The organism is Vibrio sp. H11 (assembly GCF_004804295.1).
Classification (GTDB): domain Bacteria; phylum Pseudomonadota; class Gammaproteobacteria; order Enterobacterales; family Vibrionaceae; genus Vibrio; species Vibrio ostreae.
In genome coordinates this window covers 538,075-560,985 of the sequence record NZ_SSHN01000001.1, presented here as the reverse complement: position 1 = coordinate 560,985, position 22,911 = coordinate 538,075, and the positions used below count along the sequence as shown (strand labels likewise).

Below are 22,911 nucleotides of genomic sequence, written 5' to 3'. Positions count from 1 at the left end.
ATAGATAATCACTGGCTGATGACGAACAAAACGCCCGGCTTTCGCCGGGCGTTGTTTTCTCTGTGCTTAACTCAGAACTGGTAACCCAGTTTGACTTCAATCGTACGCTCCGCTCCGTACCAGCAGTTCATATTGTCGTAACAGGTATACGATTTTTCATCTAACAGATTGCTGGCAATCACGTCGGCGCTGACGCCCTGCAGACGCTCACTGATTTTGCCCAAGTCGTAGCCCAGCGACAAATCAACCATGGTGTAGTCCGGTACTTTGCCCTGGGTATTCGTCGCATCCATCATCATGCTGCCGACATAACGTGCGCCTGCGCTGACCCGGCTGCCATCAAGCACTCCCTGATCAATCTGATAGGTGCTCCACAGTGTGGCGCTGTGCTCAGGGACGTAAATCGGTGTCGTGCCCTGCAGGCCGTTGGCGCTGTCTTTAGTAACCTCAACATCGGAATAGGTGTAACTGGCGGCAATATCCCAGCCAGGGGTTACCCACCAGCGCCCTTCGACTTCGATCCCCTGTGAACGTACTTCGCCGACCTGAATATCATCCTGATAATCCGCGGAAGAAGGATCGGTCACCACAACATCGTTTTTGAGGATATGGTACAAAGAGATGCTGCCTTGCTTGCTCATATCCGCCGATTGATATTTGACCCCGACTTCCACCTGTTCACCGGTTTCAGGCTTAAACGGCTGGCCGAATTGGCTGTCGACCCCGGCAACCGGAGAGAAGCTGGTCGCGAAGCTGGCAAAAGGCGCCAGACCAGAATCAAATTCGTATAATGCACCGACCCGATAGGTAAACTCATTATCATCCGCATCCGTGCTGTAACCGGACACCTCACTGCTGCTGGTATAATGATCAAAGCGGCCGCCGCCAATCAGCACCCAGCGATTCCAGCGCAACTGATCCTGAAAGTAGAAACCCAACTGTTTGATGGATATATCGTAGGCATACAAATCCGTTTGCGTGAGGCTACTGCGATCCAACAGGTTATTGTCAGGTGCAAAGAGGTTGAATGCGCCAAAATCGCTCTCAGTAGTCTGATAAGTCCGATAGTCCGAATTGCCCTTGAGACGCTGATAATCGATACCCAACAACAGGTTGTGTTCAACACTGCCCCAGCTAACCTGACCTGACAGCTGGTTATCGACCACAATGCCGTGCGAATCTTCATCCGTGCTGTAGATGTTGCGCTGCAGATTGCCCGTCACGGCATCAAATTGTCCGGCGCTGTGATAGGTGTTTTCCTGATAAAGCGTGGCATCGGTATAACGCAGACTTTGCAGCAAAGACCACTCGGCATTAAAATCATGCTGGATTTTGTAGCCTAGCATCCAAAATTCCCGCTCAAACTTGCTCCAGTTACGGTCACCGGCCGAGGTCGATGGCGACGTTGAACCATATGGATTTCCGGTTACGGTGCCTGATGCCGGCAAAGCGGAATTCATTCCCATATCCGGATCTTTTTGATAGTACAGATTCAGGTTGAGTAACGTATCGTCCGTAATTTGCCAGTCCAGAGACGGGGCAATCACGTAACGTTCCTCTTCAGTGCCATCGACCTGACCATCCTGTTTACGGGATTTAGCCAGCAAACGATAGCGCAGGTCGCCATCCCCAAGCGGACCGGTGGTATCGAGTGTGACCTGTTTGAGGTTACGCGAACCGCCGGAAACCGACAGCTCAGTATGTCGCTGGGGCTGCGGTTTTTTAGCAATCACATTCACCATGCCGCCAGGCGGCATGGCACCATACAGCACAGAGGTCGGCCCTTTAAAAATTTCCACCTGTTGCATCGCAATCGGATCAATCTGCGGCTGCAGGTTCCAGCCTTTCAGATACTGCACCAACATACCATCGTAATAGCTCTGATTAGATTCAAAACCACGAATATAGAAATTATCAAGTAAGGTGACTGAACCACCTTTGGTTTCCGTCACCACACCCGGCGCGTAACGTACCGCCTGGCCAAGTGAGGTGACAGCACGCTGCTGCAGTTGCTCCCCTTCAATCACGCTGATGCCCTGAGGCGTTTCTTGCGGTGCTAACGTGGTTTTCGTTGCGGTGTTGCGATAGGTTTTGCCCAGTATAGTGACCGTATCGACTGGTGGATTGTCTGCTTGCGCTGCCAAGGCAAATGGAGTGGCGAACGCCGCCATGATCGCAACAGCGATCGGAGAAAATGTAGAATGCTTAACAACAGCCATGTGAAATAACTACCCTGCCTTTACTTATGAGAATACATATCATTTGTATTCTAAGCAAAGTACACCACGGAAAGTTAACAATTTGGAGCATGTTAATCCGTTCGTGCGGCAATGGGTAACCAGTATTCCATTGCCGCGTTATCGCAGGCGCAGTTGTAATCAGCCGGATAGCGCTCCAGCTCAAATCCGTCCACTCCCCGATAAGGAGAATCCGGCAGCCATTCAAAAATAAACCATTCCAGAGTATCAGCCAGGTGCGAAACCGGTCCGCAATGTTTCACCACCGCATAAGTTTGCGCCGGAATACGCACCGAATTTAACCCCGCCATCCAATGACTTCCAGTCGCCCAGTAGCGCAGCTGGCCATGTTCACTGCCGACCCGGGTCACATCGATGACGCCCGTCAAGGGACCAGACTTGCTATCGCTTGGACAAGAAAAATATGTCTGCCAGATTTTCGGCACCTGAGTCGTGAAATCCGGTTGTGAAGAGAGTAAACCGCGGATAGTCGTGGCGACACCGAACAACTCAAATTCTGCTTGGCTTTCCAGCCGAACATCAACCAGACGAGTACAGCGCTCACCACGCGGCGCAAATTGTTGCACCTGCAATGGTTTACGTAAGCCTGTGCGCTGCCCTTGCTGGCGATATTGGCGCGGACTGATACCGAAATGATGTTTAAAGGTGCGACTAAAACTGACTTCAGAGCTAAAACCGAGGGCCAGTGCAATATCAATCACTCGCTCCTGACTGCATACAAGACGCTCAGCGGCTTCACTCAGCTTAAGCTCGCGTACATAGTTCGCCACCGTCAGACCGGTTTCATTGTGAAATACCCGTTGCAACTGCCAGCGCGACCAGCAACTCTGCTGTGAAAGCCGATCCAGCGATAAAGGCTGGTCTAGATGTTGGTGAATATATTCGAGCAAATTGCAGATTCGCGTAAATGAAGCGGATACAGCGCCCATGTAAACTGACTCCTGAGTACCTTTACCTACTAGTGTCGCATAAAACCAATCTTAGTGAGAAGTGTTATCAACTAACCACTCTAGACAAGATTGAGTGCGTCAATCGAGCAAAAGTAGCGCTCAGTGATCAACAGTAGTAAAAATATCTGTTATCATCTGCGCCTTATAGTCGGGGAGCTGTAAAGCTGAGATCGCCGGAAGATTTGCCACAGGCAAAGCGTCATCGCGAGACCCGTAGAACCTGATTCAGTTAGTACTGACGTAGGGAACTATAGTGTTGTGGTAAGGCTTGTAGACGGGTTGAGATCTAATAGCTCCCCCTGTCATCTCCCCCCAACATGACCGCCTCGCGGCGGCTGTTTAGCAAAACCTGACAGGTGGTGCTAAACCGGTTCCTGATTGTCGGACGATTAGGAGCCCAAATGCCTCAATCAGATAATCAATCCCAATCCTCTCTTAATACACCGATTGTGCTGACCATTGCCGGTTCAGACAGTGGCGGCGGCGCCGGTATCCAGGCCGATATCAAAGCCATCTCAGCAACCGGCGGTTATGCCTGCAGCGTGATTACTGCCATAACCTCGCAAAACACCCAAGGTGTCAGTGCCATTCTGCCGGTGCCGGTTGAACATGTAGAAAGTCAGCTCGATGCGGTGTTCAGCGATCTCGATATCGTCGCGGTCAAAATTGGTATGCTGGCCGACAGTAACATCATTGCCGCTGTGGCGCGAAAACTGCGTCAGTATCAGCCGCGTTTTGTGGTTTTGGATCCGGTCATGGTGGCCACCAGTGGCGATTTACTGCTGCAAAGTGCGGCAATCGACAGCCTGCAGCGGGAATTACTGCCACTGGCGACCCTGATCACGCCTAACCTGCCAGAAGCCGCGGCGCTGACTGGTCTGCCGCTCTGCGAGCAGGAGTCACAGCTTGAAGCGATGAGCGCAGCACTGCGCGCCCTGCCATGCCAGGCCGTGCTGCTCAAAGGCGGTCATCTGCCAGGTACCAGTCACAGCGATGACTGGCTACTGAGCGGCGCGGACACGGCGGTATTCCGCGCTCAGCGGGTCGACACCCAAAACACGCATGGCACCGGTTGTACGCTGTCGTCAGCGATTGCTTGTTACCTCGCTCAGGGATTTACGCTGCAAGATGCCATTCGCCACGCTAAACACTACATCTCTCGGGCGATTGCCCATGCCGATGAGCTAGATGTTGGACGCGGTCACGGCCCGGTGCATCATTTCTTTGCCCTTTCTCCTATTCCATCATCTCAGCTGGAGTCTTTATGAATATTGAGCTTATCGCGCGTACCTTTCAGGCCCTGCGCGCCAATCAGCCATTGGTAGTCAGCATTACCAATTATGTAGTGATGAACAACAGTGCCAATGCGTTGCTGGCCGTCGGCGCGTCTCCGATCATGGCCCATTCACGCCGCGAAATGGATGAACTGATGCAGATTGCCGGAGCGCTGGTCATTAATATTGGCACCCTGGATGAAATCTGGATTGAGCGCATGGCATTTGCCATTGATGCAGCCAACCGTCACCACAAACCCGTCATCCTGGATCCGGTCGGCTGCGGCGCCAGTCGGTTACGTACAGAAACCTCACGTCGTTTCGCTGCTCAGGCAGAGCGGCTAATCATCCGTGCCAATGCTTCAGAAATCATGGCGCTGGCCGGTAGTGATGCACAGGGGCAAGGGGTGGATGCCAGAGATGCCAGCCACAGCGCCATCTCCGCCGGGCAACAACTCGCAAGGCAATACCATGCCAGCGTGGTCATTTCCGGCGCGCAGGATTTTATCATCAGCGGCGATCAAGTCGCACAGCTGAGTAACGGCGACGCCATGATGCCCAAAGTGACCGGGATGGGATGCAGCCTGAGTGCTTTAACCGGAGCCTGCGCGGCATGTGGTGATCTGAGTGGTCTGAGCGCCGCAGCCATCATGGGTGTCGCCGGCGAACTGGCGGCTCAGCAGGCTCAAGGGCCGGGCAGCCTGCAGCTTGCCCTGCTCGATACGCTACACCTGCTGGATGAAAACACCTTAATCGACAGAGTAAAGCTGCAAACTATGCCGCATCCAACTGACCCGAAGGCGTTCGAACTATGAATGACTATCGTTTATACCTGGTCACCGATGACCAGCAGGATCTCACCAACTTATGTCAGGTGGTAAAGCAAGCCGTACGTGGCGGGGTAACCATGGTGCAGATCCGTGAAAAACATGGTGATGTACGCGCCTTTATCCAACGCGCTGAAGCGATAAAACAGATCCTGAGCGGTACAGGGGTGCCGCTGATCATCAACGACCGGGTCGATGTCGCCCTGGCTGTTGATGCTGACGGTGTGCACCTCGGGCAAAGCGATATGCCCGCCACCATCGCCCGCCAGTTGCTGGGAGCGGATAAACTCCTTGGACTGTCGGTCGAAAATGAGCAGCAGTTTCAGGCGGCTCATCAGTTACCGGTCGACTACCTGGGGTTAAGTGCGATTTTTGCCACCCCGACCAAAACCGATACAGTCAAACATTGGGGGCTGGAAGGACTGACCTGGGCGATGCAGCACACCCGCCTGCCGCTGGTGGCGATCGGAGGTCTTAATCAGGGAAACCTTGCCCGTGTGGCCGCGACCGGCGTAGACGGCGTTGCTCTGGTATCGGCGATCAGCCATGCCAGCCAACCTGAACAAGCCGCCAGAGCATTACGTGACTTGATTGATGCACATTCCCCGCACAAAGTCATTGCAAATAATTGAACAAGAGCGACAACCTGACTTGCTGTTGAGGCTATCCATAACGCCGTAGACTGGCTCCATCAAGCAACAGTACACCAACGGTTGAAAGCAATAAAAGCAATCCGCAGCAAGCGGGTGAGGAGCACAAGATGATTGAAGTAAGAGCGGCAGCAGCGCGTGGCCGGGCAAATTTTGGCTGGCTGGACAGTAAACATACCTTCTCGTTTGGCCACTATTACGATCCGGCGCACATGGGCTTTTCCGAGCTGCGCGTCATCAATGATGACCAAGTGACACCTGGCGCGGGCTTCGATACCCATGGTCACCGAGATATGGAAATCATCAGTTATGTGCTGGAGGGCACCATCGCCCACAAAGACAGTGCCGGCAATGTGAAAACCCTGCCGGCCGGTGAATTTCAGTTGATGTCGGCCGGGCGCGGAATTCACCACAGTGAATTCAATGCTTCCAACAGCGATACGCTGAAATTTCTGCAAATCTGGATTCAGCCTGATACGCTGGGCGGCGAGCCGGGTTACCAGCAGAAAGATTTCGGACAGGAGCCGGGGCTGACCACCATTGCCACGCCAACGGGTGAAAATGGCACGCTGCACATCAAACAGAATGTAACCCTGCACCAGCTAATCCTGCTGCCAGGCACTGATTTACATCTGGATGTAGCGCCGGGTCGCCGGATTTATATCCATCAGATAGACAGCGAACTGAACGTCAACGACGTCGTGCTCACGCCGGGCGATGGCGCGAAAATCAACGCCGAAAGCGAGCTGCAGCTGCGTAACGCCAGCGATGTTGCGGTCAAAGCTCTGGTGTTTGATCTGCCATAAGCTGGCAGCACGGTATAACATTTGTTTACCAGCATTTGTTTAGCAGCGTGAGAAAAGTATAACAAGGGCCTGCCTATCTGCAGGCCCTTTTATCTATCCGGATTAAGCTTTATCAACCAACTCAGTACGTATCCCTGTTTTCAACACATATCCTGTTTTCAGTACACATAACGGTTTAATGGCGTCTAACGCCGGCTGAACTGACGGGTAGCAAGCACTGCACGGCGCACCGCTTTACTCACCAGCAGGCTGGCAACAATCACTACGCCGCTCGCCAGCAGCGTGCCCAGGGCATATTGCAGCAAGGCCCCCTGAGACTCAGCGCCCTGCACGATACCGTGACAGGCACTGAACAGCGCCACCGCGGCCAGCGCCAGCGCCTGCAACGCAGAACGGCGCATCGCAATCAGAGCCAATGGCAGCAGAACCAGCGATGCCATCACCACCGTTTCGATATGGCTGGTATTAACCCACTCAATGCCGGCCACAAAACCCATCGCTAGTGCGCCCAGTACCACACCAATCGCTTTAGACGCGGTCTTCCAGCCGTAAGGTGCGGCAAACATACCAATCAGCAGCAACGCCAGCAGATGATCGGCGCCGGTCAGCGGATGCATGAAGCCGTGTGCAAAACTGGCCGTGGTGTCATGGCCCGGATGAGCCCAGACCGCAGGACTGGCCAGCAATCCGCTCGCGGCCATCATTAATTTGGTTACTTTCATCACACTCTCCTTGTCAATTATTATTCGGTAACCGTGACCTTGACGTCACGCTGAGCCAGCATTCCCTGGCGGACAATAAAATCGATCACGGTTTTCAGCCCGTCACCACGCATCAAGTTGGTAAATACAAACGGTTTTTCGCCGCGCATTTTTTTCGCATCCCGATCCATCACCTCCAGTGAAGCATTCACCATCGGCGCCAAATCGGTTTTATTAATGATCAGCAAATCCGATTTGGTGATCCCCGGCCCGCCTTTGCGCGGAATTTTATCCCCGGCGCACACATCAATCACATACAGGGTCAGATCCGACAGCTCAGGGCTGAACGTCGCACTGAGGTTATCGCCACCACTTTCCACCAGTACCAGTTCCAACCCGGCGTGACGCGCCTGCAGTTCATCAATCGCCGCCAGGTTCATCGACGCATCTTCACGAATCGCCGTGTGCGGACAACCGCCGGTTTCCACCCCAAGAATGCGGTCCGCTTCCAGAGCCTGATGACGCAGCAGAAATTCCGCATCTTCCTTGGTGTAGATATCATTAGTGACCACCGCCAGGTTGTAGTGTTCGCGCATCGCCAGACACAACTGGCGCAGCAGCGCGGTTTTACCTGAACCGACCGGGCCACCGACCCCGACTCGTAAGCATTGTGTACTCATTGTTTAACTCCTGAATAATCTTGAATACTGCGTCTCATGCCAGCTGCTGAGCATGGCAAAACGTTGCAGGGTTAAGCCGACCGAGGCGTCATCCAGTGACAGGCCCCTGTCTATCGCCGACTCGAATTTCGGCATCATCGCCAGCAGCACCTTTTGTGCGGCCGTCTGGCCAAGTGGAATGGCTTTACACGCCACCGTGATCTGATTTTCCAGCCAGGACCAGAGCCAGCCCACCACCGCCTGCTCCAGATCGAGGCCAAAATGGTGTGCGGCCTTGGCGTATAGCGGCAGGTAACTCATCTGCCGTGCCTCAGCAGGCAGTTCAACCTCCAGGCTGGTCAGCAAGCGGCATAAAGTCTGACCGAGGATCTGCTCTTCTTTCACCAGCTCCGCCGTCTCACGATAAGCCAGCAAGATTTGTTGCCAGTGTTGCAACGCAGCCAGGTCGTGCTGTTGCCACGCATGGTAGCAACGTGCCAGCATGGGAATATCCAGACTGGCCTGACCCTGCGCCAACAGCGGCTCCAGCCAGGCCATCAGGCTTTGCTCATTGGTGACCAGCTGGTGCTCAATGGCACTCTCCAGCCCCTGACTGTAAGCAAACGCACCAATCGGCAGGCTCGGACTGCTCAGATGCAGCAGCGAAAGCAGTGCCTGGGTCTTCATCAATGGTTGTGCTCCTCATGCTGATGATCACTGTGTGAATGATGGTGATCACGACGATGATTTGGATTGAGGCTATGGTCATGACTGTGAGCATGGCCGTGACTGTGTCCGCCGTGAGTGTGCCCGCCGCGACCATGGTAAGCCCCGTTTTCCGGACTGAATTCCGCTGTCATCGCGCGGCACGCCATACCAAGCAATTCCAGCATTTCCTGCAACACGTGATCGGGCTGAAAACGCAGCCAGCGCTCACCAATTTGCATCGGCACATGCCGGTTACCCATGTGGTAACAGGCGCGCGCAAATACCTGCCAGTCACTGCAACTGGCTTCAATCACCGCCTCCTGTTCTGCCACGACGGCGAATCTCTGCCCGCATTCGGTCAGCAGATGATCGCCGCTTTGCAGCACTTCGCCACGCTCCAGAAATACACCAACATCATGCCCCTGCGCACTCTGGGTGCGAAAGCGGCCTTTCTGGCGCACATCAAACGGCAGCATGACCTGATCAGCCACCTGTACGGGAGATTGATGCTCAGCATCCGCTATGCGTCTTATCACACGAAACATCCCCTTCTCCTTATGGATTAAAATAAACAATAACGTTGTGCGAGCGGCAGTTCAGTGGCCGGGTCGCAGGTCAACAACTGGCCGTCCGCACGCACTTCATAGGTTTGCGGATCGACCGTAATATTCGGCATGTAGCTGTTATGCACCATGTCGTGTTTGGTGACGCTGCGACAGTTGCGACACGCCACCAGCTCACGGCTCAGATTAAGGCGGCTGCGCAGTTCACCATCAATCGCAGCCTGACTGGTAAAGGTCACCGAAGTGGCAGCCGCGGCCTGACCAAAACCGCCGAACATGTAACGGTAATGAACCGGTTGCGGCGTCGGAATAGAGGCATTCGCATCGCCCATCGGCGCGGCCGCAATAAAGCCGCCTTTAAGGATCAGCGCGGGCTTGATACCGAAGAAAGCCGGCTTCCACAGCACGATATCGGCCAGCTTGCCCACTTCGAGTGAACCGACCATATGGTCGATGCCATGCGCCAGCGCCGGGTTAATGGTGTATTTGGCGATAAAGCGTTTGACCCGGAAGTTATCCGCGCCCAGCTCCCGATCCTGCTCCAGCAGGCCACGCTGCACTTTCATTTTGTGGGCGGTCTGCCAGGTGCGGCAGATCACTTCCCCAACCCGCCCCATCGCCTGCGAGTCTGAGGCGATCATCGAAAACGCACCCAGATCATGCAGAATGTCTTCGGCGGCAATCGTCTCTTTGCGGATGCGCGAATCGGCAAACGCTACGTCTTCCGGAATATTGGGGTCCAGATGGTGGCATACCATCAACATGTCGAGGTGCTCATCAATGGTGTTAACGGTATAAGGCCGGGTCGGGTTGGTCGATGACGGCAACACGTTCGGCTGACTGCAGGCCACGATGATATCCGGCGCGTGACCGCCGCCTGCACCTTCGGTGTGATAGGTATGTATGGTACGGCCTTTGAATGCCGCAATGGTGTCTTCAACAAAACCGGACTCGTTGAGCGTATCGGTATGGATAGCCACCTGCACATCATACTGTTCAGCGACGCTCAGGCAGTTATCAATCGCAGCGGGCGTGGTGCCCCAGTCCTCATGCAGTTTAAAGCCGCATGCGCCGGCTTCAACCTGCTCAATCAGCGGCTCCGGCAGGCTGGCATTGCCTTTGGCAAGAAAGCCGAAGTTCATCGGCAGCAGGTCGGTACTGCGCATCATCTGCGCCATATTCCACGCCCCCGGCGTACAGGTGGTCGCATTGGTTCCCGTGGCTGGGCCGGTACCGCCGCCAATCATGGTGGTGGTGCCCGACATCAGCGCTTCTTCTATCTGCTGCGGACAGATAAAGTGAATATGGGCGTCAATCGCACCGGCGGTGACAATGTGGCCTTCCCCGGCGATCACTTCCGTACTGGCGCCGATATGAATGGTCACCTGCGGCTGAATATCGCTGTTGCCAGCTTTGCCAATCGAATGGATACGGCCGTCTTTGATGCCGATATCGGCTTTGACAATCCCCCAGTGATCGACAATCAGCGCATTGGTGATCACGCAATCCACCACGTCAGCACGGCATTTCTGCCCCTGCCCCATGCCGTCACGAATCACCTTGCCGCCGCCAAATTTGACCTCATCGCCATAGACGGTGAAGTCCTGTTCAACCTCAATGATCAGATCGGTATCCGCCAGTCGTACCCGATCACCGACCGTGGGTCCGTACATATCGGCGTAAGCCTGCCGACTTATCTGTGCCATGTGTTCATCCTTTTACAATTTGCCCATCACTGCCGCGCGAAAGCCATACAGTGTCTGTTCACCGGCCAGCTCAACCAGTTCAATGCTGCGATTCTGGCCCGGTTCAAACCGTACTGCCGTGCCCGCGGCGATATTGAGGCGCATGCCGCGCGCCAGCTCGCGGTCAAAATCGAGCGCCGGGTTGGTTTCATAAAAATGGTAATGACTACCAACCTGAATCGGCCGGTCGCCGTGATTGACCACGGATAACGTCACCGTGCGCCGCCCGACATTCAAATCGAGTGTGTCGGGTCGAAGTAAGTACTCACCTGGTTTCATCACCGTCTCCTACTGAATCGGGTTGTGAACGGTAACCAGCTTGGTTCCGTCCGGAAACGTAGCCTCAACCTGCACTTCATCCAGCAGCTCGGCGATACCATCCATCACATCATTTTTACTCAGCAGATGACGCCCTTCGCTCATCAGTTGCGCCACGGTTTTACCATCACGCGCACCTTCCATAATCGCAGCGGAAATATAGGCCGCCGCTTCGGGATAATTGAGTTTGATGCCGCGCGCCAGACGACGCTCAGCCACCAGCGCCGCGGTAAACAGCAGCAATTTATCCTTATCTCTGGGTGACAGTTCCATTGTGTTCTCCTTCAGGTATTCCAGATACGGGGAATGCAGGCCTCGCGCCCGAGCAAGGCCGGGCGGATCAGTTGCCAGCAGCGTCTGAGCTGCTGCTGGGCCTGTTCGCTGCAGTCACCGAGATAACGCACCACCAGCACATCGAGCCGGTAGGTGATACTTAATGTCGCGTTGGCGCCGGCCGGAAACGCCTCTCGCAACCGTTCGAGTACGGCATCAACATCCTTGAGCCCGAAGGCCACCAGCATGCCGGAGACCAGATGACCGGCGTAACCGCTGCTGGCCTGCAGCAGTGGGTCATCGGCGGCCAGATACTGACGCTCAAGCAGCAAAGGCCGCCCCTGGTGATACACCGCAAAGCGCTGCTCGATACTGCCGGAGACAAACGGCAACTGACTTTTCGGCCGGCCAAGACAAAACACATCCATGCCGATAAAACGAGCATCGCCAAGCAGGTTGACCGTGGTCTCCAGTTTGCCGTGCGCACCGTCAAACACGATGGTTTCCATCGGCAGCCACTCACAGCAAGCCTGTTCCACCTCGATTTCGACCAGCTGCTTTTGCACCACGCCCTGACTGTCAGCCCGGTAAATCTTACCGGCCGACGGAGTGGTCAGCAGCGCTTCACTGTCAGGCTGACAGCGGATCTGAATCGTCAGATCATCGCCAGATACCAGCCCGCCCGGAGGGTGCAGCAGGTAAACATGACACAACCCCTGTTCGGGATAAAATGGCCGCTGTACCCGCAGCGGACCGCGAAATTCCATATGGCGCAGCCGGGTCTGGCCCTCCGTGCGGTCAAAACCTAGGGCAAGATAGGCCGGCCAGTGACGCTCGGCCTGCTGGGATAAATTGAGAAAAGAGAGTTCGCCCATCGCCCTACACCGTCAGGTACTGTTTGACCAGCTTGTCATCAAGCGCGGCCATCTCACCGCTTGCCACCTGACGGCCACGATCGAGAATACAGAACCGGTCCGCCACTTTGCGCGCAAACGGCAGTTTCTGTTCCACCAGCAACACCGTCAGGCCGATGTCCTGATTGAGGCGGCGGATAATGTCACCGATTTCCGCCACCACATTGGGCTGAATACCCTCGGTCGGCTCATCGAGGATCAGCAGCTTGGGATTAATCACCAGCGCCCGGCCAATCGCCAGCTGCTGTTGCTGACCACCGGATAAATCGCCGCCGCGACGGTGTAACATCTCTTTCAGCACCGGAAACAGTTCATAGATAAATTCCGGCACCTGTTTGGCGCGGTCAGCGCGCACCGGCAGCCCGATGCGCAGGTTCTCTTCCACTGTCAGCAGCGGAAATATCTGCCGTCCCTGCGGCACATAGCCAATACCGAGCGGCGCGCGCTTTTCCGCCGCCAGCGGGACAATATTCTGACCGAGATAGTCAATCTGACCGCTTTTGACCGGCAGCAGGCCCATGATGCTCTGCAGCAGGGTGGTTTTGCCCACGCCGTTGCGCCCCATCAGGCAAGTGCACTGCCCTTCTGTCACATCAAGATCGAGATCCCACAGCGTATGGCTCTGGCCGTAAAACTGGTTGAGTCCTTTAACCTGTAACATCCTTATTCTCCTAAATAGACTTCAACCACCTGCGGGTTGGCCTGAACTTGCTCCATACTGCCTTCCGCCAGCACGCTGCCCTGATGTAACACGGTCACTTGCCGTGCCAGTGAACGGACAAAATCCATATCATGTTCAACCAGGATCACCGTACGCTCCCCAGCCAGCGAGGTCAGCAGTTCGCCGGTTTTATCCATCTCCTGATGCGTCATGCCCGCCACCGGTTCATCCACCAGCAGTAACTTGGGGTTTTGCATCAGTAACATGCCAATCTCCAGCCACTGCTTCTGTCCGTGCGACAAAGCACCCGCCAACTGAAAGCGTTGCTCTGTCAGACCAATCTGTGCCAGTACATGATCGATAAAATCAATCTGGCTGCTGCTCAGACGCGCGGTCAGGGTCGACCACACCGTTTTGTCACCCGCCATCGCCAGTTCCAGGTTGTGGAACACGCTCTGAAACTCAAACACTGTCGGTTTCTGAAATTTACGCCCGATGCCGGCCTGGGCAATTTCCGCCTCACTCATGGTCAGCAGGTTGATGTTCTGGCCGAACCAGGCGCTGCCGCAATCCGGTCGAGTCTTGCCGGTGATGATGTCCATCATGGTGGTTTTACCCGCCCCGTTGGGACCAATAATGCAGCGCAGTTCACCCTGTTTGATGTACAGATTGAGATCATTAATCGCTTTGAAACCATCAAAGCTGACACTAATGCCTTCCAGATAAAGCAGGACTCCTTTATCAACATTGAGCATCGGGTTAACGCTCGGCAGCATAAAGTCGTAGACGTGCTCACGGTCGGTCAATTGTCGGGCGAAATTGAGTACACTCATGCCTGTTTCTCCTTCAGATTGATCAACCCAACCACGCCACGCGGCAGAAACAGTGTCACCAGCACGAACATAGCACCGAGACTGAACAGCCACACTTCCGGCAGGACTGCGGTGAAATAGCTTTTGGCATAGTTAACCGCCAGAGCACCGACCACGGCACCATACAACGTGGCGCGGCCTCCGAGTGCCACCCACACCACCAGTTCAATCGAGTTAAGCGGCGAGAATTCTGACGGGTTGATGATGCCGACCTGCGGCACATACAGTGCACCGGCAATCCCGGCCAGCATGGCGGAGAAACAGAAGATCGCCAGCTTGAAATATTCCACTTTATAGCCGGTAAAACGGGTACGTGATTCAGCATCCCTTACCGCCATAGCCACCCGGCCAAGACGGCTGACCACAATCATCCGGCACGCCAGATACCCCAGTCCGAGCGCGATACCGGAGGCGACAAATAAGCCGACCCGGGTTGCATCCGACTGCAGGTCAAATCCGAGGATATCTTTAAAATCGGTCAGACCGTTATTGCCGCCAAAGCCCATTTCGTTGCGGAAAAACGCCAGCATCAGCGCATAAGTCAGCGCCTGGGTAATAATCGACAGATACACACCGGTCACCCGGGAACGGAACGCCAGCCAGCCGAACACAAACGCCAGTGCGCCCGGAACCAGCACAATCATCAGTGCAGCAAACCAGAACTGGTCAAACCCGTGCCAGAACCACGGCAGCTCCTGCCAGTTGAGGAATACCATAAAATCCGGCAGTTCCGGGTTGCCGTATACGCCGCGATCGCCGACCTGACGCATCAGATACATACCCATCGCATAACCGCCGAGAGCAAAAAACGCGGCATGACCAAGGCTGAGAATACCGAGATATCCCCACACCAGATCGACCGCCACCGCCAGCAGGGCATAAGTCAGATATTTGCCCATCAGGGTCAGGGTATAGGTCGAAACATGCAGCGCACTGTCTGCGCCGGTGGCCAGATTAAGCAGCGGAATCAGTGCCACCGCCACCACCAGCACCAGAAGAAACGTCTGGGTTGAACGGTCAAACAATTTGGGTTGTAACATCCTTTAACCCTCCGCTGAGCGCCCTTTCTGAGGAAACAATCCCCGGGGCTTTTTCTGAATAAAGAGAATGATGAACACCAGAACCAGGATCTTAGCCAGCACGGCACCAGCCCAGGGTTCCAGCACCTTGTTGACAATACCCAGCGACATACCGGCCACCAGCGTGCCCCACAGATTGCCGACTCCGCCAAACACCACCACCATAAATGAATCGATAATGTACGACTGACCGAGATTCGGTCCAACGTTGGTCAACTGGCTCAGCGCCACGCCGGCAATACCGGCAATACCGGAGCCAAGGCCGAAGGTCATGGCGTCCACCCAGTCGGAGCGAACCCCCATGGCGCGCGCCATACTGCGGTTCTGCGACACGGCACGCACTTCAATCCCGAGCCGGGTATAGCGCAGCGCCATAAACAGCAGCGCAAATACCGCCAGGCAAAAGCCGATGATATAAAGCCGGTTTAACGTCAGGCTAAGCAGCGGGTTAATTTCAATCACACCCTGCATCCATTCCGGGGTGGCAACCGAACGGTTAAGCGGTGAGAAAATGGTGCGCACGGTCTGCTGCAGGATCAAACTGATGCCGAACGTGGCAAGCAGCGTTTCCAGCGGGCGGCCGTACAAGAAACGAATCACGCTGCGTTCAATTAAAATACCGACTGCACCGGCAACTAAAAATGCCAAAGGTATGGAAACAACCAGAGACCAGCCGATGTGATCCGGCATCAGTGTCTGCACCACATAAGTGGTGTAAGCGCCAAGCATCATTAGTTCACCGTGCGCCATGTTGATGACACCCATCACCCCAAAAGTAATGGCCAGACCAATCGCGGACAGCACCAGTACCGAGCCAAGGCTGAGACCAAAGAACAGTGTCTCCGACATCTCCGCGAGCGAAGCGCGTTGGGCGATCATACCGAGCGCCTTGTTAGCTTCACTGAGTAAGACATCAGAATGCGGTCCGGCGACAAAGCTGTTGAGAGCGATACGTGCTTGCGGCTGGTAACTGTCACCCAGCGTGCTGATTGCCGCGCTTTGTCGCGCGCTGTCACTGCTGTTTTTTAGATCGTAGATAGCCAGCGTAACGCTTAGCAGCTCCTGCACTGTATCATCACCTTCAACCGTCAAACGCTGCTGCAGGCGCTGATACATCCCGGCGTCTAACGTGCCGAGCAGTTGCTTTATCGCCTCAGCGCGCACATCAGGGTCGCGATGGCTGAGATTGAGCGACGCCAGTTCAGAGCGCAGCAGGCCGCGCAACTGGTTATTGATCGCGATTTTGCGGATTGAGCGCGAGCTGACCGTTTCAGCCTGCGCTTGTTGCGGCGCAAACAACGCCACGATGTCTGATTTACTGCCCTGCTTATCACGCACAGTTACCAGGACATTGGTTTTTTTCTGTACATACAAATCGCCGTTGAGCAGCAGATTAAGAACCTGGTCGGCACGCTCATCGCCGCTTTGGGCAATCAGTCCGACGCCGCTTTCCACCTGCTCGAAGGTATTTTGTGCCAGCGCATCCAGACCTTGCTGAAAAGAGGCCGGCTCAGCGGCATAAATCCGGGTTGTCATTAACAGACCAACCAGAATAAAAATCATCGACACCAGACGAGATTTTTTAATGCTTAACATAGGGGTTCATCCATGAAGCGCAAATTTGGGGCGTTAGCGTCAATCGTTAACGCCCGTCACTTATTGCAGCAATCCGTGGCATGCAGCGCCACGGATTGCCCGCCCGGGATCAGAAATTCTGACCCGAGCATTTGCCGGTCTTGACGTTGTAGTTGCCGCACGACAGCGGCTGACGCCAGTCCGAGATCAGGTCTTTAGAGCCCGGCAGGTAATCAGACCACGCATCGCCGGCCACCAGTCCGGACGTTTTCCATACCGTCTGGAACTGACCGTCATCCTGGATCTCGCCAATCAGGACCGGTTTGGTGATGTGGTGATTCGGCATCATCGCCGAGTAACCACCAGACAGGTTCGGCACCGTGATACCAATCATGGCATCCTCGACTGCAGAGGGATCCGTGGTGCCAGCTTTCTTAACCGCTTCGACCCACATTTTGAAGCCGATATAGTGCGCTTCCATCGGGTCATTGGTGACGCGCTCGTCGTCTTTCACAAACTTGTGCCACTCTTCGATGAACTCGTCGTTGGCGTCCGACTCAACACTCATGAAATAGTTCCAGGCAGCCAGGTGGCCAACCAGTGGTTTGGTATCCATACCGGACAGCTCTTCTTCGCCGACAGAAAACGCCACCACAGGAATGTCTTCCGCTTTCACCCCCTGATTAGCCAGTTCTTTGTAGAACGGGACATTCGCGTCGCCATTGATGGTCGATACCACGGCGGTTTTCTTACCGGCTGCACCAAATTTCTTAATATCCGAGACGATCGACTGCCAGTCAGAGTGGCCAAACGGGGTGTAGTTGATCATGATGTCCGCTGCAGCGACACCTTTGGATTTCAGGTAGGCTTCGAGAATTTTGTTGGTGGTACGCGGGTAGACGTAGTCAGTCCCCGCCAGTACCCAGCGTTGTACGCCCTGATCCATCAGGTAATCCACCGCAGGTATCGCCTGCTGATTTGGCGCCGCGCCAGTATAGAACACGTTTTTCGATGACTCTTCACCCTCATACTGAACCGGATAAAACAGCAGACTGTTGAGCTCTTCAAACACTGGCAGAACAGATTTGCGCGAGACCGAAGTCCAGCAACCAAACACCGCAGAGACCTTATCTTTTGATATCAGTTCGCGCGCCTTTTCGGCAAATAACGGCCAGTTAGACGCCGGGTCGACGACCACAGGCTCCAGCTTTTTACCCAATAAGCCGCCCTGTTTGTTCTGTTCATCAATCAGCATCAGCATAGTGTCTTTCAAAGTGGTTTCGCTGATTGCCATGGTGCCGGAGAGCGAGTGCAGAATACCGACTTTAATCATCTCTTCCGCTAACGCCTGCATACTGGTCAACAATGAAGCAGCCAGTACAGCACTGGCGAGAACTTTCCTTTTCATGTTTTGTTTCCTTTGCGTCCGTTTCGGTTTTGGTCATCACGCTCCGGTTACGACTTCCTGGCATAAACCGGGCGACTGTGCACAGTATTGATGAATCACGTTTTTATGAATATGCGCAGTTCGTGCATCACACCTACGTCAAATGACGCATAGCGGCAATCCGCTTTCACGCTATACTGTGCGCTTGCATCCGGGCGCGCGTTTTTTTGGATGGTCTTAAGTTGATGATGATTTTCAGGTGATCATGCACTCAAGCTTGTCAGACACTCTTATAGTGCTGGCTGACCCAAAGATTTCGCCGGCCCGGTGTCATCAACCGGCTCAGGAAGAGCCGGCAGCAGAAACACGGAATAGCAAGTCAGATCGAATGCATAAAGTCCTCAGGGCAAGGCGTCAATACAACAAACTGGTTGCCAACGAGATGTTGGAAGATTTCGCACTGCGTTTTACCGCCAAACGAGCGCGGAAATGGTCCGCTGGCTGGATTGCCAATACGGCACTTGGAATTGTTTCGTTTCTGGTACTGGAAGCGCTTGGCGGCGCTATCACACTCAACTATGGCGTGGTCAATTCGCTTTGGGCTATTGGCGCTGTCGCTTTACTGGTCATCGTAACCGGAATCCCCATTTGTTATTATGCAGCGAGATACGGTGTCGATATCGACCTGCTCAGTCGCGGCGCTGGTTTCGGCTATATCGGTTCGACCATAGCGTCACTGATTTATGCCTCATTCACCTTTATTTTCTTTGCGCTGGAAGCGGCCATCATGTCAATGGCGCTGGAACTGCTGTTCGGCATTCCGCTCTACATCGGCTATATCGTCAGTGCTGTCATCGTCATTCCTCTGGTGATCCTGGGCATCACTCACATTGGCCGCTTCCAGATGTGGTCGCAGCCATTATGGTTGCTGATGCAGGTGGTGCCGCTGTTTTATGTCTTCACCCACCCAGACGCCGATATCGAACGCTGGCTCTCTTTTGCCGGAGTCGATGGTAATGGCGGTGGATTCGACTGGCTGCTGTTTGGCGCCGCATCGGCCGTACTGCTGTCGGTGGTGGCCCAGATTGGTGAACAGGTCGATTTTCTGCGCTTTTTGCCCCCGCAGGAGCAGTGCGGCAAAGGCAAATGGTGGCTGGCAATGCTGCTCGGCGGCCCAGGCTGGATGCTGTTCGGAGCCGCTAAGTTGGTGCTGGGGAGTTTTCTCGCCTGGCTGGCGCTGTCAGCGGGTACACCGGCTGATTTAGCCGGCGATCCGGCCCACATGTATCAGACTGTTTTTTCCTATGTGACCGACAACCCCAAGCTGGCGCTGCTGACCGCGGGTATTTTCGTGGTCATCTCCCAGCTGAAAATCAATGTCGCCAATGCTTATGCCGGCTCTCTGGCCTGGTCGAATTTTTTCTCGCGTCTGACCCACAGTCATCCGGGCCGGGTGGTATGGATGGTGTTTAACGTCATGTTTGCCCTGCTGCTGATGGAGCTCGGGGTGTATCAGATGCTGGAAAAAACCCTGCAAATCTATTCGGTATTAGTGCTGGCCTGGATTGGCAGTATCGTCGCCGATCTGGTGATCAACAAGCCGCTGGGACTGAGCCCGAAAATCATCGAGTTCAAACGCGCCAAACTGTACGACATCAACCCGGTCGGTGTCGGTTCAATGTTGATCGCATCTCTGGTCGGCATCGGTGCCCATCTTGATCTGTGCAATGACGTCATCAAGGCGTTCGCTTCTTACATCGCCTTTGGTCTGCCGTTTCTGACCGTGCCCCTAATCGCCCTGCTGACCCGCAGCCGCTATTATCTCGCTCCGACGCCTGCCACGCTGCGGCCGATTTCTGTTGGTGAACACCGCTGTGTGGTGTGCGAGTACTCATTTGAACATGAAGACATCGCCTTTTGCCCCGCCTATCAGGGCCCCATCTGCTCACTGTGCTGTTCACTCGATGTCCGCTGTCACGATGCCTGCCGGCCGCAAGCGACGTTCTCGGCGCAAATTTCCGGCGCTCTGGCCAAAGTGCTCCCGCGCGCCTGGCTCAACGACCAAGCCTCATCACTGGGGCAGTTTCTGCTGGTGGTGTTCATTATGACCAGTGTCATCGGCGCCATCCTGTTACTGGCCTACACCCAGGTGCCGCTGCTGGAACAAACCCAGATGAACACTATCGCCAACGGGCTGATTAAAGCGTTTGTCCTGCTGCTGATCCCACTGGGCGTGATCAGTTGGCTGCTGGTGCTGGCGCGTAAAGGCAGCCACAGCGCGATTTCAGAGCTGCAGGATCACGCCGATTTGCTGCTGCGTGAAATCCGCGCCCACGAAAACACGTCACGTGAATTGGAGAAAGCCCGCCGGGTGGCCGAGCACGCTAACCAGGCCAAAAGTCGTTATCTGGCTGGTCTGAGCCACGAACTGCGTACCCCACTCAATGTGGTACTGGGCTACGCCCAACTGCTAAGCAATGATCAGGATCTCGACCATAAAAAACGCGGCTATGCCGAAATCCTGAAACGTAACGGTAAACATCTGGCCGATTTACTCGAAGGTCTGCTGGAAATATCCAAAATCGAAGCAGGCCGGCTCGAGCTGCACCGTGACGCGTTCAGCCTGCGTATGATGCTGAGCCAGATCAAAGAGATCTTCGATTTGCAGGCGTCACGTAAAGGACTCAAGTTTGAATTCATTATGTCGCAATACCTGCCGGAGTTTATCGTCGCCGACAAGCAGCGCCTGCGCCAAATCCTGATTAATCTGCTCAACAATGCGATTAAATACACCGCCAGCGGCACGGTCACGTTTAAGGTGATGTATCGCAATCAGGTGGCGCGTTTTATTGTCGAAGACACCGGCATCGGCATTTCAGCCGCCGATCAGGCGCTGATTTTTAAGCCCTTTGAACGCATTCACACCCCGCATACCATGGATATCAGCGGCACGGGGCTTGGCCTGACCATTTCCAATGCACTGGCCGAACTGATGGGCGGTGAGATTACCTGCCAGAGTGACGTCGACAAAGGCAGTACATTTACCCTGCGCCTGATGCTGTCGAGTGTTGCGAACCCTGATCTGGAGCCGGAAATTTACGATCAGCGTATCTGTGGTTATCATGGCCGCACCCGCACGATTCTGGTGGTGGATGACATTGATGACCAGCGCCAGTTAATCGCGAATCTGTTAACACCGCTTGGATTTAACGTCCTGCAGGCCAACGGCGCGCAGGCGGCACTGACGCTGGCAAAAAGCGAATCGGTCGATTTATTTATGCTCGACATCTTTATGCCCAACGTTGATGGCTGGCAACTGGCCGGTCATCTGCGCCACAGTGGTTACAAACAGCCTATCCTGATGCTGTCAGCCAACATTCGTGAACTGGAGCGACACCAGAAAAACCATCATCATAATGACTATCTGACCAAGCCGGTGTCGATGGCGCAACTGCTGGGTAAACTGAGCCAGTGGCTGGATATCGACTGGCAGATCGACTCCCAAACGGCACAGTCACCAGACGTATCCGCTCCCGACAGCATGCGTTTACCATCCGTGAAAACGATGAAAAAACTGAAAAACTATGCCGAAATCGGCTTTATGAGTGCATTTGGTGAAAAGCTGGAAGAGATAAAACAGCAACAGAGCGCCGGGGAAAGTTTTATCAGTCGAATGGAAGAACAGATGCAGCAATGCAATTTCGCCAAAATCAGTCAGCAACTGGAAGAGTGGATCAATGAGTACCATCATGCCGAATAACATAATTGTCCTGGTGGTCGATGACTCACCGGAATCACTGGGTATGCTCAACGCGACCCTCAATCAGGCCGGGCTGACGGTATTGGTGGCGTTAAACGGACTGCAAGCCCTGTCGATCGTGGAGCGCATTCAGCCGGATGTGATTTTGCTTGATGCCATCATGCCGGAGATGAACGGCTTTGATACCTGTCAGAAGCTGAAAGAACGTCTGCCGGCCACGCCGATCATTTTTATGACCGGACTGGATGACTCAGCCCACGTGCTGCGCGGATTTGAATCCGGTGGCGTCGATTACATTACCAAACCCGTGGTACCGGATGAAGTGTTGGCCCGCATTCGCGTTCACAGCCACAACGCCCGTCTGGCCCAGTCAGCGCAAGTTGCGCTCGACTACGCCGGTCAGTATATATTCTGCGTCAATCAAAGAGGTGAACTCGAATGGGCCACCCCGCAGGCCCAGCAGCTGATCAGCGAGCTCAAAGGGGAGGTGGCCACAGTATGGGCCAAACTTCAGCCGCGCATTGCAACCTGGCTGGCCGATGAGCAGCGCCCTGCCCACCTGACATTGGATGAGTTCAGCCCGCCGCTTGATGCGCAGTATGCGGGTGACTATAACAACTTGCACCGGTTAATCCGCCTCTCTGAGCCCAAGCAAAAAGGCAATGAACAGGATCTGCAACATGCGTTGCAACTGACCAGACGCGAGTCTGAAGTCGCCTACTGGCTCTCCTTTGGCAAGACCAACTGGGAGATAGCGCAAATTCTTGCCATGAGCCCGCGCACCGTCAACAAACACCTCGAACAAGTGTACAAAAAACTCAGTGTGGATAATCGCACCGCCGCTGCCAGTATCTGCATCCGTGTCCTTGCAGGCCACGCCTCCTGACCCAAAAGGGTTAAATTTAAGGAAACATCATTTTGTGGCCTCAAC

Annotated in this window: 21 protein-coding genes and 1 riboswitch; of the genes, 6 read left to right on the top strand and 15 right to left on the bottom strand. The window is 54.6% G+C overall.

All coding sequences use genetic code 11. The annotated features are described in order from the left end of the window. Nucleotides 1-71: 71 nt before the first annotated feature. Nucleotides 72-2,219 (bottom strand): TonB-dependent siderophore receptor, encoded by a 2,148-nt coding sequence (locus E6C74_RS02700; protein ID WP_136483114.1) that lies wholly within the window; start codon nt 2,217-2,219, stop codon nt 72-74. A 92-nt stretch (nt 2,220-2,311) separates the two neighbouring features. Further along, nucleotides 2,312-3,187, bottom strand: a complete 876-nt coding sequence (locus E6C74_RS02695) for an AraC family transcriptional regulator (protein ID WP_136483112.1) — start codon at nt 3,185-3,187, stop codon at nt 2,312-2,314. Between the two features lie 160 nt (nt 3,188-3,347). Beyond that, nucleotides 3,348-3,472, top strand: a riboswitch (TPP riboswitch). 137 nt (nt 3,473-3,609) lie between these two features. Between E6C74_RS02695 and thiD the strand changes: the two genes are divergently transcribed. From thiD to E6C74_RS02675, 4 genes are all read left to right on the top strand, one after another. Continuing rightward, on the top strand, nt 3,610-4,476 hold the full coding sequence (gene thiD, locus E6C74_RS02690) for a bifunctional hydroxymethylpyrimidine kinase/phosphomethylpyrimidine kinase (protein ID WP_136483110.1): 867 nt from the start codon (nt 3,610-3,612) through the stop codon (nt 4,474-4,476). After that, nucleotides 4,473-5,297, top strand: coding sequence for a hydroxyethylthiazole kinase (gene thiM / locus E6C74_RS02685; RefSeq protein ID WP_136483108.1), 825 nt, complete (start codon nt 4,473-4,475; stop codon nt 5,295-5,297). The genes thiD and thiM overlap by 4 nt, the downstream gene beginning before the upstream one ends. After that, nucleotides 5,294-5,941, top strand: a complete 648-nt coding sequence (gene thiE / locus E6C74_RS02680) for a thiamine phosphate synthase (protein ID WP_136483106.1) — start codon at nt 5,294-5,296, stop codon at nt 5,939-5,941. The genes thiM and thiE overlap by 4 nt, the downstream gene beginning before the upstream one ends. A gap of 128 nt (nt 5,942-6,069) precedes the next feature. Then, nucleotides 6,070-6,765, top strand: coding sequence for a pirin family protein (locus E6C74_RS02675; protein ID WP_136483104.1), 696 nt, complete (start codon nt 6,070-6,072; stop codon nt 6,763-6,765). A 185-nt stretch (nt 6,766-6,950) separates the two neighbouring features. On the opposite strand, the gene E6C74_RS02670 is transcribed toward E6C74_RS02675, so the two are convergent. The 13 genes from E6C74_RS02670 to urtA all read right to left on the bottom strand — a co-directional run bounded on the left by E6C74_RS02670 (nt 6,951) and on the right by urtA (nt 18,241). Continuing rightward, nucleotides 6,951-7,487 (bottom strand): HupE/UreJ family protein, encoded by a 537-nt coding sequence (locus E6C74_RS02670; RefSeq protein WP_136483102.1) that lies wholly within the window; start codon nt 7,485-7,487, stop codon nt 6,951-6,953. A 20-nt stretch (nt 7,488-7,507) separates the two neighbouring features. Continuing rightward, entirely contained in the window at nt 7,508-8,146 is a 639-nt protein-coding gene (gene ureG / locus E6C74_RS02665) for an urease accessory protein UreG (RefSeq protein WP_136483100.1), read from the bottom strand. 3 nt (nt 8,147-8,149) lie between these two features. Continuing rightward, nucleotides 8,150-8,812: an urease accessory UreF family protein gene (locus tag E6C74_RS02660; RefSeq protein WP_136483196.1), complete on the bottom strand. Its 663-nt coding sequence runs from the start codon at nt 8,810-8,812 to the stop codon at nt 8,150-8,152. Then, a complete protein-coding gene (gene ureE / locus E6C74_RS02655; protein ID WP_136483098.1) occupies nt 8,812-9,378 on the bottom strand; it encodes an urease accessory protein UreE in 567 nt (188 codons plus the stop codon). Before ureE ends, E6C74_RS02660 begins: the two co-directional genes overlap by 1 nt. A gap of 17 nt (nt 9,379-9,395) precedes the next feature. Further along, entirely contained in the window at nt 9,396-11,102 is a 1,707-nt protein-coding gene (gene ureC / locus E6C74_RS02650) for an urease subunit alpha (RefSeq protein ID WP_136483096.1), read from the bottom strand. A 12-nt stretch (nt 11,103-11,114) separates the two neighbouring features. After that, the gene (locus E6C74_RS02645) at nt 11,115-11,420 is read right to left on the bottom strand and encodes an urease subunit beta (RefSeq protein WP_136483094.1); all 306 of its coding nucleotides are present in this window, start codon (nt 11,418-11,420) and stop codon (nt 11,115-11,117) included. 9 nt (nt 11,421-11,429) lie between these two features. Then, nucleotides 11,430-11,732, bottom strand: a complete 303-nt coding sequence (gene ureA / locus E6C74_RS02640; protein WP_136483092.1) for an urease subunit gamma — start codon at nt 11,730-11,732, stop codon at nt 11,430-11,432. Between the two features lie 11 nt (nt 11,733-11,743). Further along, nucleotides 11,744-12,607, bottom strand: coding sequence for an urease accessory protein UreD (locus E6C74_RS02635; protein ID WP_136483090.1), 864 nt, complete (start codon nt 12,605-12,607; stop codon nt 11,744-11,746). Between the two features lie 4 nt (nt 12,608-12,611). Continuing rightward, nucleotides 12,612-13,307 (bottom strand): urea ABC transporter ATP-binding subunit UrtE, encoded by a 696-nt coding sequence (gene urtE / locus E6C74_RS02630; RefSeq protein WP_136483088.1) that lies wholly within the window; start codon nt 13,305-13,307, stop codon nt 12,612-12,614. A 2-nt stretch (nt 13,308-13,309) separates the two neighbouring features. Further along, nucleotides 13,310-14,140, bottom strand: coding sequence for an urea ABC transporter ATP-binding protein UrtD (gene urtD / locus E6C74_RS02625; RefSeq protein WP_136483086.1), 831 nt, complete (start codon nt 14,138-14,140; stop codon nt 13,310-13,312). Next, a complete protein-coding gene (gene urtC / locus E6C74_RS02620) occupies nt 14,137-15,219 on the bottom strand; it encodes an urea ABC transporter permease subunit UrtC (RefSeq protein ID WP_136483084.1) in 1,083 nt (360 codons plus the stop codon). The genes urtD and urtC overlap by 4 nt, the downstream gene beginning before the upstream one ends. A 3-nt stretch (nt 15,220-15,222) precedes the next feature. Next, entirely contained in the window at nt 15,223-16,854 is a 1,632-nt protein-coding gene (urtB, locus tag E6C74_RS02615; RefSeq protein WP_136483083.1) for an urea ABC transporter permease subunit UrtB, read from the bottom strand. A 109-nt stretch (nt 16,855-16,963) separates the two neighbouring features. Further along, on the bottom strand, nt 16,964-18,241 hold the full coding sequence (urtA, locus tag E6C74_RS02610) for an urea ABC transporter substrate-binding protein (RefSeq protein ID WP_136483081.1): 1,278 nt from the start codon (nt 18,239-18,241) through the stop codon (nt 16,964-16,966). 421 nt (nt 18,242-18,662) lie between these two features. Between urtA and E6C74_RS02605 the strand changes: the two genes are divergently transcribed. Continuing rightward, nucleotides 18,663-21,980, top strand: coding sequence for an ATP-binding protein (locus E6C74_RS02605; RefSeq protein ID WP_136483079.1), 3,318 nt, complete (start codon nt 18,663-18,665; stop codon nt 21,978-21,980). Continuing rightward, nucleotides 21,970-22,866 carry a DNA-binding response regulator gene (locus E6C74_RS02600; RefSeq protein ID WP_240798116.1) on the top strand — a complete coding sequence of 299 codons (897 nt, stop codon included), beginning with the start codon at nt 21,970-21,972 and terminating at the stop codon, nt 22,864-22,866. The genes E6C74_RS02605 and E6C74_RS02600 overlap by 11 nt, the downstream gene beginning before the upstream one ends. Nucleotides 22,867-22,911 lie beyond the last annotated feature (45 nt).